We start from the raw sequence: 13,516 nt of genomic DNA on the forward strand, positions 1-13,516 counted from the left end.
CTGCGTCAGCCAGCTCTTTCTTTTTGCATGTTGAGTGTTCTCAGCTTTTTAGTTATGACCCCGTTTGCAGGTGAAAACAAAAAGGCGCTTGCATAACATACACCTGTCATGGCCGCCATCGCTCCTGAAATCGAAACATTAAGCCACGTTGCGAAGAAATAGCCCATGACCGCCGACAGCCCACCAATCAACGCGCTGAGAATCAGCATATAAAGAAGCCGGTCTGTCAGCAAATGTGCCGCAGCAGGCGGAACAATCAGCATGGCCACAACCAATACAGCACCCACCGAATCAAAGGAAGCAACAGTCGTCAGGGACAGCATGCCCATTTGCACGTAATGAATGAGCAAAACCGGTATTCCCAAGGCTAAAGCCATTTGAGGATCAAACGAAGCGATTTTAAACTCCTTATAGCACACACTGATCAACACTACGTTTAAAACCAGAACAGATGCCAGCATCCAAAACGCTTTCGGCCCAATATCAACCCCGAATACCGTCATCGTATTCCACGGCACAAAAGCGATTTCTCCCATTAACGAGTGCTCAATATCGAGATGGACATTCGCTCCATACACAGAAAGCAAAATAACCCCGATTGCAAATAAGGATGTAAACACAACTCCTATGGCAGCATCTGATTGAACCCCCTTGCTATGAAGAAGCTGAACCAAGAAAGCCGTTAACAGACCGGTTGCGGCTGCGCCAATAAACATATAAATCCCATCGAGACTTCCCGTCACTAGAAAAGCGCCGACAATGCCAAGCAACACTGTATGACTGATTGCGTCGGCCAGCATCGCCATGCTTCTCAGCACAAGAAATGTGCCTATCAATCCGCAGCTTACACCGACTAATACACCGGTAGCTATAATCCATGCTTCAAAACTCATTTGCGATCTGTCCCTTCTCGGCATCATGAGACGCTTTTCGAAGCTCAGGCATCCGTCCATACAGCTTTAAGAGTGAATAAAGCCGCTCTCTCGTTTCTCTCGGTAAACGGTCCGGGTCAAAGTAGTCCTGATCGGATTCTATATTGGTAAGTTCCATTTCATGCATGAGATACACTTCATACATCCGCTGCTTCAAAGCTGTGTGATAGCCTTTTTCTATCCCTTTGCTTGTGATTTGCCAAATCCCATTTTCGATACGCTCAATGCACCTCTCTTGTTCCAAGTCATTTAATGCCTTAAGGCATAATGAAGGGGATAGGCGTCTTTTCTTTCTTACACTTTCAACAGTTACACAAAGATTATTCTTTTCATACTGTTCATAAATCGCCAAAAGCACTTGCTCCCTGCTTGTTCTGCGCCGCAGCCTCATCAGCCTTATGGCTTTAGCAGCCAATCCCCGCTTAGGCGCGCAAATCATTGAAACAAGAAAGAGCAGCGTTGCAGATAAGATCATTAATGGCCCTGTCGCCATTCCCTTCATCGTGGTGCTAAGCAGGGTTCCGGCCGCGCCGCTGACCCCGCCTGTAATCCCGGCAATGACGATCATCCCGGTTAACCGTTCGGTCCAATATCTCGCGGTTATGGCAGGTGTAATCAGCATAGCCGCCATTAATATCACACCAACAGTCTGAAGCCCAATGACGACAGCACAGACAATCAGACAAGCCAAAAGCCCGTTTAAAAAACGCACCGGGATTCCTAATCCCTTTGCAAACGCGAGATCAAAAGTAATCAATGTAAATTCCTTAAAGAAAACAATACATAGGAGCAGTAGAACAGCGGATATCCCTGCAATAAGGATGATATCCTGCCTGACCAATGAAGCAGCCTGGCCGAATAAAAAAGAATCAAGCCCGCTTTGGCTTCCCGCCCCCTGTTGCTGAATATATGTCAGCAGAATGATCCCGACGCCAAAAAACACAGAAAGAACAATCCCGATCGCCGAGTCCTCCTTTGTTTTTGAAAGCCGAGGAATCAGCTGAATACAAAACGTTCCGAGCAGTCCGGCGAGCGCTGCCCCCAGCAAAAAGAAAGGCAGTGATTTTTGCCCGGTGAACAGAAAAGCGAGACACACTCCCGGCAGAGCTGAATGGGCCATCGCATCGCCGATTAAACTTTGCTTTCTCAGCAGCACAAAGCTGCCCAAAACACCGCTTGCCGTCCCGAGCAAAAGCGTACCGGCCAGCACCCACTGTGTATTCGGATGCTGGAGCTGCAGCCACAAACTTTCAAACATTGCGCTCACTCCTTATGTCCTTCTGCCAGCACTTTATCTTTTAAAAACGTAAGCCTTCCTCCATATGTTTTTTGCAGGTTTTCGATCGTAAAAACGTTTTCCGTCGGTCCGAAAGCGATTTTCCTTAAATGAAGCAGTAAGATCCAATCGAAATAATCCTCGGCGGTCTGCAGATCATGATGGACGACAAGCACGGTTTTTCCTTTTTCTTTGAGTTCTGCCAACAGCGTCATAATCGCGCGCTCCGTCGCTGCATCAACACCTGCAAACGGTTCATCCATAAAATAAATGTCAGCGTTCTGGCAGAGTGCCCGGGCAAGAAACACCCGCTGCTGCTGTCCGCCTGACAGCTGGCTGATTTGCCTTTTCGCATAATCATGCATCCCGACTTTTGTTAATGCGGCCTTCGCCATCTCCACATCCGCTTTCTTTGGCCTCTTTAATAAACCGATTCTCCCGTATCTTCCCATTAGGACGACATCGAGCGCGCTTGTGGGGAAATCCCAGTCAACCGAGCCGCGCTGCGGAACATATCCGATTCTGGTCCGCTGATCCTTATAGTCTTTGCCGTAAATAGAGATGTCTCCGGAAGCTCGGGGCACAAGACCGAGAATCGTTTTGATCAAGGTTGATTTTCCCGCGCCGTTTGGGCCAATAATGCCAATAAGTTTTCCTTCAGGCACCTGCAGCGAAATATCCTGCAGTACAGGCTTTTTATGATAAGCAACCGTCACATTATCAAGCTCAACAGGGAACATATCCTCCACCTCTTTTCTTTATTTAAGCGCTTTAGTAATCGTGTTGATATTGTGGCGGAACATTCCTTCGTATGTGCCTTCTTTTGTGCCCTTTTCACCCATGGCATCCGAATAAAGCTGACCGCCGATTGTGACTGTATGGCCTTTTTCTTTAGCGCCTTCCACCACTGCATTGATTGATTTTTCAGATACACTGCTTTCTACGAACACAGCTTTTATTTGTTTTTCTGTCAGAAGATCAACCAGCTCCTGAACATCCCTTAATCCATAGTCCGAATCTGTGCTGAGTCCCTGCAGGCCTTTTACCTTAAATCCATACTCATTCCCAAAGTACGCAAACGCATCATGAGCAGTCACAAGCACACGGCTTTTCTCCGGAATATGTGCGATCTCCTGACGCGACCACTTATCTAAATATTGCAAATCTTCTTTGTACTCTTTGGCATTTTTCCGAAAGGCATCTGCGTGCTGAGGCATTGCTTTGCTGAATTGCGCTTCAATTTCATCCACCGCATAGATCCATAACGGAATGCTGAACCAGACGTGGGGATCAAACGTCTTGCCTTCCCCCGCGGGAATAAGCTTATTTTTCGGAATGGCCTCAGCTACTGCCGCCGATTGTTTTTGTTCACCGATTTTTTGGAGCACATCCTCCATTTTCCCTTCCAAATGCAACCCGCTGTACAGAACAACATCGGCAGACATTAATTTTTTCGTGTCACCTTGGGAAGCTTTGTAAAGGTGCGGATCAACCCCTGGTCCCATTAAAGAGGTGACTTTTACATGCTTACCTCCGATGATTTCTGCTGCATCGGCAATTTGAGATGTTGTCGCTGTCACTTGTAATTGCTGATCAGCGCTTTTTCCGGCTGAATCCGTTCCGCATCCCGTTAAAGCAAAGGTCGCAAAAAGTACTGCTGCCATCAGCCCTCGTCTCATATTTCTCCTCCTCTTTACCATCAATGTCCGATTGTTTTATCTTATGTTGTCAGTTCTTAGACATGTGACATTAAATTAGCCAAAAGCATGTTTTATTTACACAGGACAAAAAGTTTCCCTTGTGCAAAATTATCGCGTTTGGCCATTTTTGTCAAGCTAATTTACATAAAAAAACCGGCTGGGTCAGCAGCCGGTCCAAACGAGAAGGGATGTATTCAACGAACACTTTTACTGTAACAGCACAGTGTCATTTATTCAAAATAGCAAAATGCTTTTTTCTTAACCATGCTGTGTGAAAACATCCATTTTGGTCACATATTTTCGCATAATGTCTTGGTTTACCTCAACCCCTAAACCAGGCTGTTTTGACACAGAAATAAATCCATTATCAATACGAATATCAGGAGTTACAATATCTTCATCCCAATAGCGTGAGGATGAAGATATATCGCCAGGTATTGTGAATTGAGGCAGTGAAGCAAGCGCCACGTTCTGCGCTCTTGATATGCCTGTTTCCAGCATTCCGCCGCACCAAACCTCCATATGATGCTCTTGGCATAAATCATGAATTTTTAAGGCTTCTGTTAAGCCGCCGACACGAGAAGGTTTTATATTAATAATTTTGCAGCTTCCTAGCTCAATCGCCCGTCTCGCATCATCAACTGAACAAATGCTCTCGTCAAGGCAAATGGCCGTTTTCAAATGTTTCTGCAGGTGGCGGTGGTCAACGATATCGTCGGATTGAAGGGGTTGCTCAATCATCATTAAATGATAGTCATCAAGCTCCTTTAAACGGCTGATATCCTTCAGTTCGTAAGAGGAATTGGCATCGGCCATAAGCGGGATGTTTGGGAATCGGCTGCGGATGGCCTTGACCAATTCCACATCCTGCCCAGGCTGAATTTTAATTTTTATTCTTTGATAACCTTCTTTTTGATAGCTCTCAATTTCCTTCAGCATATCGTCAAGAGGCGCCAGTCCGACTACCACGCCGGCAGGGACTTTATCTCTTGTTCCGCCCAATGCCTCAGCAAGGGATACGCCCTTCTTTTTGGCATAGATGTCCCATACAGCCGATTCAAGTCCCGCTTTTGCCATCCGATTTCCTTTATAACGCGCCAGGCTGTCCGGCACTTCTGAAGGGTGATTGAATTCACGGCCGACGACATTTGGGATAAAAAAATCTTTTAGCATATGCAAACATGTTCCAATGGTTTCCTCGGTGTACCAAGGCGAAGAGAAAGCGGAAACTTCTCCCCAGCCTGTGACACCTGATGTATCAATGGCTTCCACGATCAGAAATTTACGCTCTTGAAGCGTTTCGATACTGTTTTTAAACGGTTTCTTTAAGTTCATGCTCAAATGGTAAAGCGTGATTTTTTCTATTTCGATCATAGCAGTTCTCCTTTACGCGCATCCTTCAGCTGATTTCGCAAGAGCTTATTAGACGCATTGCGCGGCAGGCGGTCAAGCACAAAGAATTTTGCCGGAATTTTATACTTCGCCAAGCGTTCTTTGCAGTAGTCAGTCAATTCTCCTGCGCTCACAGGCTTGTGAAGGACAAGATAGGCGTGAGGCACTTTCCCCCATTTTTTGTCCTCAGCCCCTGAAACCCCGGCTTCGGCCACAGCGGGGTGTGAAAGCAGCACTGACTCCACTTCGGCCGGATAAATGTTTTCTCCGCCGGATATGATCAGATCTGAACGTCTGTCTAATACATATAAAAAGCCTTCGCTGTCCAAATAACCAAGATCACCTGTTTTCAGCCAGCCATTTTGAAAGGAGGCTTCATTTGCGCTCTCTCGGTTAAAATAGCTTTTCATAACATTCGGGCCTTTGACCATGATTTCACCGTGTACAAACGGTTCACATGCCTGTCCGTCCCGCTCTATTTTGATTTCACATGAAAACAGCGGTTTCCCCGCAGATCCGAGCTTTTCCATACTGAATTCCGGCGACAGGGTAACAATTTGTGAGCATGTTTCTGTCATTCCATATGACTGAAAGACAGGGAATCCTTTCTCACGGCATTCCTCAAGCAATGGCAGAGGTGCAGGGCCGCCGCCGAGAAGAATGCATCTGATGGATTCAGGGCAGCGGCTTGTTTCTTCCAAAAGACTGGCCAGCATAGTCTGCACCGCAGATATCATTGTCACTTCATGCCTATTGATAGAATCCAGCACATCACTTACGGAAAAACGCTGGTGAAGCACGACAGTCATTCCATAGATCACAGATTTGAATAATGCGGACAAGCCGCTGATATGAAAGAGCGGCAATGCGATAAGCCAGCGGTCTTGTTCTGTTATACCCAAATTAAGCGCGGACGACACCGCACTGAAATAGTGGTTTCCGAACGTTTGCTGAACTCCCTTGGGCTTTCCTGTCGTACCCGACGTATACATCAGCGTTGCCGTTGCATCCATTTGCATATAAGCCTCGATCTCAATTTCCTCTGCTGCTTCTTTCATCAGTTCATCCACATCAATCGTTTGAACGATGTGTTCATATTCTTTCTTCTCAAAGCTTGAATCTGTCAATAAAAAGCCGGATCCCGAATCCTCCAGCTGAAACAGCCTTTCATGTGTTGACAGCTTCGTATTCAAAAGCACCGCCTTAACACCAAGCAAAAAACAAGCGTGAACGGCGTATACCATTTCCGCACAGTTTTGGAGCAAAATAGCCGCAGTATCCCCTTTCCGAACCGAATGAGCGGCAAGCTGTTCAGCCATTCGCTTAGATGCGGCAAATAATTCTGCAAATGTCACGGTTTGGTCTCTATAAATGAGAGCGATTCTCTCAGGTGTCAGCTGTGCCCGCTGCATGAGCCAGTTGGGCTGTTCTGTCAGCATGTCATCATCTCCGAGGTAAAATGTCTGTATTGAAAAGAAAACAGCTTGGACCGCAAAGTCTCAAGCTGTTGGTTTACTAAGTATTGCTGATCACGGGAAACGAGGGAACTGTCCGAAATCAGGTTTGCGTTTTTCCTTAAAGGAATCACGGCCTTCTTTTGCTTCATCTGTTGTGTAGTAAAGAAGGGTAGCATCCCCTGCAAACTGCTGAATTCCAGCAAGTCCGTCTGTGTCCGCGTTAAACGCAGCTTTAAGAAAGCGCAGTGCGGTCGGGCTTTTTTCAAGCATTTCTTCACACCATTTAATCGTTTCTTCTTCAAGCTGTTCCAAAGGAACGACTGTGTTGACAAGACCCATGTCCAGTGCTTCCTGTGCGTTGTACTGACGGCATAGGTACCAGATTTCACGTGCTTTTTTATGTCCTACAATTCGAGCCAGGTATCCAGAACCGTAACCTGCATCGAAGCTTCCCACTTTAGGGCCTGTTTGTCCAAAAATTGCGTTGTCCGCAGCAATTGTCAAGTCACATACGATGTGAAGCACATGGCCTCCGCCGATCGCATATCCGGACACCATCGCAACAACCGGTTTCGGGATGACGCGGATTAAACGCTGAAGATCCAATACGTTAAGACGCGGGATCTGGTCGTCTCCTACATATCCACCGTGGCCGCGCACTTTTTGGTCTCCGCCAGAACAAAATGCCTTGTCCCCTGCACCGGCAAGCACGATAACCCCAACGTTTTGGTCGTCTCTTGCGTCAGCAAACGCATCAATCATTTCAGCAACCGTTTTAGGGGTAAACGCATTATGTACCTCAGGTCGGTTGATTGTTATTTTTGCAATGCCATTATACGTTTCATACAATATCTCATCGTATGTCCGTTTTGTTTTCCATTCAGCCATATGATGACCTCCTTTTATTCTCTATGTGAATGAGTCAGATGCTTGTCAAAAACTCACTCACTATTTTACCAAACAATCGCGGCTGTTCCACATGGACCGTATGTCCTGCTTTTGGAACAATCTCTATTCTACTAGAAGGAAGCATCTTATGCACCTCTTGATTGATGGCGCAAAATTTTTCGTCCCACTCCCCGCAGATAAGAAGCACAGGAACATCTATTTCCTCTACACGGCTCCACAACGAAGGCTGTGAACCGGTGCCCATGCCGGTTAAACTGTTCGCAAGCCCAATCTTATTGTTCCGCAGACGGCCCGATCGTATCCTGTGCCGAATATCTTCAGCCAGCCTCTGCTGAGATGAAAACAAAGGGATATTCTCCCAATACGCAACAAACGCTTTGAGCCCGTCTCGTAAAATAAAATCAGCAAGCTTCCGGTCCCGCATGATTCGTTCCCGCCGTTCCCCAAGTGTTTTGAGCCCCGGCGTCGTGCTTTCAAGCACAAGTGCCGATACCCGCTCGGGATATGTCATCGCGAAAGAGTAAGCAAGCCTTCCTCCCATAGAATACCCAATCAATTTCACTTTGTGAAGTTTTAATTGATCAAAAATCTCGGCAAGGTCAGAAACTTGCCGGCTTGTGCTGTATCTTTTCCCATTCAGCGGGGCATCGGTTTCCCCATGCCCTAAACAATCAATTTTGATCAAACGGGAATCAGGCAGCATTTCATCAAGAAAAGTCCATGATTGTTTGCTGCCGGTAAACCCGTGCAGACAGACGACGGCTTCGGAAGCATTCGGTCCCCCGTCTGCCACTGCATATCGGACACCATCTGATACCGTTATGTTTACAGTTCCCATTGTTTTTTCACTTCCCGCACAGCCTCATTCAGCATATCGCGATGAAGCTGGACTCTTGATTGGCGATCCGTTTTGATTTCAATCAAATGGAGTCCGGGCTTGTCTGCCTGCGGCGCGTAAGCTGTTTTGAATTCATCCCAAGAAGCCGGGCATGAATACGTTCCGCCGTAAAGTGCAGCCGCATGCTTGAAATCGAGCCCTGTCGGTGTGCCGAACAAATCTTCAAAGTGTGTCTTTTCAGAAGCCTGCGGCAAAAAGGAGAAAATCCCTCCTCCGTCATTATTGACAAGAATCACAGTAAGAGGAATACCCAGCTTTTTGGCCGCCAGCAGGCCGTTTAAATCGTGATAAAAAGATAAATCTCCAATCACAAGGGTAACAGGCGCTTTTGTTCCTTCACATACCCCCATGGCAGAGGAGACGACACCGTCTATCCCGTTTGCTCCCCGGTTTGAATAAATCCGGAAAGGGCGGTCCTGCTTTTCAAAAAACGTATCAACATCCCTGATCGGCATGCTGTTTCCCACAAACAGCGAGCTGTTTTCAGGCACAAGATGCTGAAGGATTCGATAGAGATTGCCTTCAAACGAAACATCTTCACTGCTGATTGTTTGCAGATGCTCGCGGAACCGCCCATTGACAAACTGCCACTTTTCCAGCCACTCTGAGGATCTGGCAGCAGCAGTAAGGCCTGCCATGATCTCCTCAGCAAAAACAGACGCATTACAATGAATCATATGCGCGCTTGCCTGTGTCGGGTCTCTCCACCCTCCATCCTCATCAATCACGATTTGCTGAATCGCCGGATCATCCTTAAGCCATAAGAAAACCGGTTTTGAAACAGGCATCGGTCCAAACCGAATGACAACATCAGGACGGAGTTTCCGCTTCAGCTCATCATCTTTTAAAAACGAATCATACGCATCAATAACAGTGCTTTTATCATGAACACCATTCCGCAGATTAGACAGCGGATCTGCTAAAATTGGATACTGAAGCGCTTTTGACAGCGCGATAATGTTTTCCTTGTCCGCATCACTATGGAGCTCTCCGCAGACGATCATTCCTTTTTCAGCCTCTGCGAGCATCTCAGCCACATCAGACAGGGACTCTCGGTCAACAGACTGCGTACCCGTTTTCACAGACACATGACGGCCTGTTCTCATTCTTCCAAACGGCTCATCTGAAAGATCCGGCATCAGCGGTTCGCGCAGCGGCACATTCACATGGACAGGCCCCATTGGGCGCTTTTGTGCTTCTCCGGCAGCGCGGCTTGCCAGCGTTCGGATGTATCTCAGCATTTGCGGAGACTCTTCAGGAAGAGCAGAGTCTGTGAAAAACTTAACAAAGTTACCGAATAAGAAGTGCTGATTAATAGCCTGCGGTGCGCCTACTTCGCGCAGCTCATGAGGCCGATCAGCAGTTAACACAATAATAGGCACCCTTGAATAATGGGCTTCAACCACAGCCGGATAAAAGTTGGCCGCGGCTGTTCCAGATGTACAGATCAATAGTACGGGACGCTGCTTCGCTTTTGCCAAACCTAAGGCAAAAAATCCGGCAGACCTTTCATCAATTTGGACATGGACGCTGATATCGGGATGCGCAGCACAAAGAACAGCCAGCGGTGTAGATCTTGAGCCCGGACAAACGACGGCGTCCGTAATTCCGGAAAGGGCGAATTCATCAATAAAACTTCCGATGTAATGAGTAATCGGGTTGACTGTCAACGCCGCTCACCTCCTAATGCAGAGATCATCGGCTTCAATTTAATCTGTGTTTCTTCATATTCCGAGATTGGTTCCGAGTCTTCCACAATACCGCACCCGGCAAACAGCCTTGCTGTGCTTCCTTCGATGAGCCCTGAACGAATGGCGACCGCGAATTCCCCGTTATCCTGGCTGTCAATCCAGCCGATAGGGGCCGCATACCAGCCGCGAGACATCGGTTCAATCTCCCTGATCACGTCAACAGCTTTTTCCTGAGGTGCTCCCCCAAGCGCCGGAGTGGGATGCAGCTTCTCAATTAAGTCAAAAATCGATGCAGACTCGCGCAGCTGTCCGACAATCGGCGTAAACAGGTGCTGAACGCTTTTTGTTTTGTACAAAACAGGTCCATCAGGCTTTTCAACCTCTGAACAGCTTGATACAAAAGCATTATGAATCATACCTACCACAATATCATGCTCAAGCAGGTTTTTCTCATCGTTTAATAATTCAAGGCCTATCCGGCGGTCGTCTTCTTCATTCACGCCTCGTTTAATGGAGCCTGCCAGACAGGAAGACATGACAGTGCCGCCGTCTCTTTTGATCAGTCTTTCCGGAGACGCGCCGACAAAGGTTTTGCCTTCTTGTTCAATTGCAAAAACATAGCTTGTCTGCTGATCGTCCAGAAGCGTTTTAAGCACCGGTTCAATTTGGATTGGACCGTCAAACGTGAGCAGCAGCTCTCGGGCAAGAACAACCTTATCATATTGTTTCTCTTTAATTTGGCTTGTGGCCGTTTCGATTGCTTTCAGCCAATCATCCTTATCCAGCTCTTCGGCTGCTGCAATCACAGCCTGATCTTCTTGCTTGAAATCGGGAACCATAAATTCCGCCGCAAAAGCTTTTAAGCCTTCTAAAACAGCTTCTGCATCTTCTCCTCCGCTTACCCATCTGTTAACTGTTAAGAACGGGCCTTCAGCAGTCATCGTCAGCATAAGCGCAGGCACAAAGAAATCCCCTTCCGAGAAATGGTCCCATTGTGAACCTCTTTCTTCGCAAGGGTCAAAAGAAAATCCTCCGAATAACACAGGTCCCACTGCAGAATGCTGCAGCTTTTCTTCTTCATAAATATGAAAAGCCGTCTTTTTAAAGCGCTCCCATTGTTCAAAAACCTCACGATACCGCTCGCTGTTTTTTTGATTTGTCTGGAAAACCGCTTCTTTGCCAAGACCGACTATTGTCAATTCACTTTCAGGATCTGACCAAAAAAATCGATTGCCTGTATATTTTTTTGCTCCGTAATTGAAAAATGATAGAGGGTCAAGAGACTCGATTTGTCTCGAATAGCTTATTAAGACAGCATGGTTGACTTCTTTGGCTTTATGTAATGCATGTAGAACTTCCTTTCGGAACGTACGCTGCACCGTTGTCACCATGAGACATTCCTCCATAATCCTTAAAATGCTTTTAATACCATACACCTGTGTCTCCTTTGTGTCAAACACAGATCATGCAGTCCAAATGGCCTGCCTTACCTATTATAAACCTAATTGCAGAAATGAAAAAGAAACAAAGCTTAAATTTCTTTCTCCACTGATAGCAAAGGTTGTATCCGCTTACCATAAAAGGAAAACCTCCTATATTCCTCCACCCGCCATTTATGAAAGTTCTCAGGCGATCTGTTCATACTAAAGGTATGCATCACAGAGAAACGAGGCGATCACATTGCTTACGAAAGAACAGCTTCAGCATTTAAAAAATGAACTGGAACAAACGAAAAAAGATATCTTAAACCGTTTCAAAGACAATGACCATTTTCAGCTTAACTCAGCCTTTCCTTATGATTCGTGGGGTGAGCTTTCGGCATACGACAACCATCCCGGCGATCAGGCGACAGAACTTTACGAGCGTGAGAAAGACATCGCTCTAGACTTGCATGAGCGAGAGCACCTTCGGGACATTGAGCATTCATTGAAGGCGATAGAAAACGGTACGTATGGCATTTGTGAAGTCAGCGGAAAGGAAATCCCTTTCGAACGACTTGAAGCGCTTCCGACTGCCACAACCCTCGCGGAGTATTCTTCACAGGACGTGGTTTCCAAAGACCGTCCGATTGAAGAAGAAACACCATTCGGGCAATTTGAATTTGATGATGATGAAGAAATCAGAGCGCCATATGACAGTGAGGATTCCTATCAGGATGTCGAAAAATATGGTAACTCACAAACGCCGCAGGATATGGAAAACCCTCCGCTCAGCTATGATGATATGACGATGAATGCCGAAGAGAATATCGGCAATACGGAGTCTTACGAAAATTTCATCGCTACAGATATCACTGGAAAAGAAATTACCGTTTATCAAAGCAGAGCCCATGAGCGCTATGAAGAAGAACTTGACGAAGAGGGAATCATGACCACATTCGGCGATCTCCACGCTGATTGAACCCCCGATTATTGGGGGTTCTTTTCCGTTTTCAGCATATCGTAAATCAGCTTCAGATAATCCTTTTGCAGGCCGATGTCATACCGCTCGCCCTCTAGCAATTTCCCGTATACGGTACATGCCCCGAGCGAAGCTTTTATCGCATCCGTTACCTGCACTTCTCCTCCGCTATCAGCTTCTAATGCCTCCAGCTCATTAAAAATATCCGGTGTGAAAATATAACGCCCTGCTGCGGCAAAATGAGACGGAGGGTTTTGTTTAGGCTTTTCCACAATATCCTGTATGCGATAAAGCCCTTTTTCAACAGGCTCCCCTTTTATCACCCCGTAATGATGTAAATCCTCCGTTTTTGTTTCTTTTAAGCCGATCACACTGGACTGATATTTCGTATACGCTTCAATCAGCTGCCCCAAAGCCGGCTGATTGGCGGAAAAAATCAGATCATCAGGCAAAACGACGGCAAAAGGCTCTTTGCCTGCAAATTGCTTTCCGAAAGAAATGGCGTCGCCAAGACCCTTTGCATAAGGCTGGCGCACATAGTGAATCCGTATATCCGGAATGGGATGCTCACTAAGCAAATGCAGTTTATTCTTAGAGGCCAAAAAAGCCTCAAGTGCCAAAGAGGAATCAAAATAGTCGACAATCAGATTTTTATAGCTCGATACAACCATCAAAATGTCCTCAATGCCTGACTCCTTTAATTCTTCAACAAGATAATGAATCACAGGCTTAAATCCTACCGGAAACATTTCTTTCGGAATCACCTTCGTCACCGGCAGATTTCTCGTGCCGAATCCGCCTGCAGGAATGATCGCTTTTTTTATCATGTTATTTTCCCCTCAGCTCATGTTTATTACATGA

General features: G+C 46.5%; 12 protein-coding genes. 1 reads left to right on the top strand and 11 read right to left on the bottom strand.

What is annotated here, in order from left to right; translation table 11 throughout:
* Nucleotides 1-5 precede the first annotated feature (5 nt).
* From mntD to MHB62_RS15825, 10 genes are all read right to left on the bottom strand, one after another.
* Nucleotides 6-893: a manganese ABC transporter permease MntD gene (gene mntD / locus MHB62_RS15780; protein ID WP_029727099.1), complete on the bottom strand. Its 888-nt coding sequence runs from the start codon at nucleotides 891-893 to the stop codon at nucleotides 6-8.
* On the bottom strand, nucleotides 883-2,190 hold the full coding sequence (mntC, locus tag MHB62_RS15785; protein ID WP_032722371.1) for a manganese ABC transporter permease MntC: 1,308 nt from the start codon (nucleotides 2,188-2,190) through the stop codon (nucleotides 883-885). The genes mntD and mntC overlap by 11 nt, the downstream gene beginning before the upstream one ends.
* 5 nt (nucleotides 2,191-2,195) lie before the next feature.
* Nucleotides 2,196-2,948 (bottom strand): manganese ABC transporter ATP-binding protein MntB, encoded by a 753-nt coding sequence (gene mntB, locus MHB62_RS15790; protein ID WP_032722372.1) that lies wholly within the window; start codon nucleotides 2,946-2,948, stop codon nucleotides 2,196-2,198.
* An 18-nt stretch (nucleotides 2,949-2,966) separates the two neighbouring features.
* Nucleotides 2,967-3,887, bottom strand: a complete 921-nt coding sequence (mntA, locus tag MHB62_RS15795) for a manganese ABC transporter substrate-binding protein/adhesin MntA (protein WP_032722373.1) — start codon at nucleotides 3,885-3,887, stop codon at nucleotides 2,967-2,969.
* A 279-nt stretch (nucleotides 3,888-4,166) separates the two neighbouring features.
* Entirely contained in the window at nucleotides 4,167-5,282 is a 1,116-nt protein-coding gene (menC, locus tag MHB62_RS15800; protein WP_032722374.1) for an o-succinylbenzoate synthase, read from the bottom strand.
* A complete protein-coding gene (locus MHB62_RS15805; RefSeq protein ID WP_032722375.1) occupies nucleotides 5,279-6,739 on the bottom strand; it encodes an o-succinylbenzoate--CoA ligase in 1,461 nt (486 codons plus the stop codon). Before MHB62_RS15805 ends, menC begins: the two co-directional genes overlap by 4 nt.
* 90 nt (nucleotides 6,740-6,829) lie before the next feature.
* Nucleotides 6,830-7,645 carry a 1,4-dihydroxy-2-naphthoyl-CoA synthase gene (gene menB / locus MHB62_RS15810; RefSeq protein ID WP_003229054.1) on the bottom strand — a complete coding sequence of 272 codons (816 nt, stop codon included), beginning with the start codon at nucleotides 7,643-7,645 and terminating at the stop codon, nucleotides 6,830-6,832.
* A gap of 34 nt (nucleotides 7,646-7,679) precedes the next feature.
* Nucleotides 7,680-8,504 (bottom strand): 2-succinyl-6-hydroxy-2,4-cyclohexadiene-1-carboxylate synthase, encoded by an 825-nt coding sequence (gene menH, locus MHB62_RS15815; RefSeq protein WP_029727103.1) that lies wholly within the window; start codon nucleotides 8,502-8,504, stop codon nucleotides 7,680-7,682.
* On the bottom strand, nucleotides 8,492-10,234 hold the full coding sequence (gene menD / locus MHB62_RS15820) for a 2-succinyl-5-enolpyruvyl-6-hydroxy-3-cyclohexene-1-carboxylic-acid synthase (RefSeq protein ID WP_015251379.1): 1,743 nt from the start codon (nucleotides 10,232-10,234) through the stop codon (nucleotides 8,492-8,494). The genes menH and menD overlap by 13 nt, the downstream gene beginning before the upstream one ends.
* The gene (locus MHB62_RS15825) at nucleotides 10,231-11,646 is read right to left on the bottom strand and encodes an isochorismate synthase MenF (protein WP_015251378.1); all 1,416 of its coding nucleotides are present in this window, start codon (nucleotides 11,644-11,646) and stop codon (nucleotides 10,231-10,233) included. The genes menD and MHB62_RS15825 overlap by 4 nt, the downstream gene beginning before the upstream one ends.
* A gap of 289 nt (nucleotides 11,647-11,935) precedes the next feature.
* Here MHB62_RS15825 and MHB62_RS15830 point away from each other — a divergent pair, with 289 nt between their 5' ends.
* Nucleotides 11,936-12,655 carry a yteA family sporulation protein gene (locus MHB62_RS15830; RefSeq protein WP_003229046.1) on the top strand — a complete coding sequence of 240 codons (720 nt, stop codon included), beginning with the start codon at nucleotides 11,936-11,938 and terminating at the stop codon, nucleotides 12,653-12,655.
* 8 nt (nucleotides 12,656-12,663) lie between these two features.
* Here MHB62_RS15830 and MHB62_RS15835 read toward each other — a convergent pair whose 3' ends face one another.
* Nucleotides 12,664-13,482: a UTP--glucose-1-phosphate uridylyltransferase gene (locus MHB62_RS15835; protein WP_032722377.1), complete on the bottom strand. Its 819-nt coding sequence runs from the start codon at nucleotides 13,480-13,482 to the stop codon at nucleotides 12,664-12,666.
* Nucleotides 13,483-13,516: the final 34 nt, after the last annotated feature.

This window comes from Bacillus sp. FSL K6-0255 (assembly GCF_045040725.1).
Classification (GTDB): Bacteria; Bacillota; Bacilli; order Bacillales; family Bacillaceae; genus Bacillus; species Bacillus subtilis.

Coding starts and splice junctions, on each gene's coding strand:
- mntD (WP_029727099.1), bottom strand. CDS start 893: ATGAGTTTTGAAGCATGGATTATAGCTACCGGTGTATTAGTCGGTGTA.
- mntC (WP_032722371.1), bottom strand. CDS start 2,190: ATGTTTGAAAGTTTGTGGCTGCAGCTCCAGCATCCGAATACACAGTGG.
- mntB (WP_032722372.1), bottom strand. CDS start 2,948: ATGTTCCCTGTTGAGCTTGATAATGTGACGGTTGCTTATCATAAAAAG.
- mntA (WP_032722373.1), bottom strand. CDS start 3,887: ATGAGACGAGGGCTGATGGCAGCAGTACTTTTTGCGACCTTTGCTTTA.
- menC (WP_032722374.1), bottom strand. CDS start 5,282: ATGATCGAAATAGAAAAAATCACGCTTTACCATTTGAGCATGAACTTA.
- MHB62_RS15805 (WP_032722375.1), bottom strand. CDS start 6,739: ATGCTGACAGAACAGCCCAACTGGCTCATGCAGCGGGCACAGCTGACA.
- menB (WP_003229054.1), bottom strand. CDS start 7,645: ATGGCTGAATGGAAAACAAAACGGACATACGATGAGATATTGTATGAA.
- menH (WP_029727103.1), bottom strand. CDS start 8,504: ATGGGAACTGTAAACATAACGGTATCAGATGGTGTCCGATATGCAGTG.
- MHB62_RS15825 (WP_015251378.1), bottom strand. CDS start 11,646: ATGGTGACAACGGTGCAGCGTACGTTCCGAAAGGAAGTTCTACATGCA.
- MHB62_RS15835 (WP_032722377.1), bottom strand. CDS start 13,482: ATGATAAAAAAAGCGATCATTCCTGCAGGCGGATTCGGCACGAGAAAT.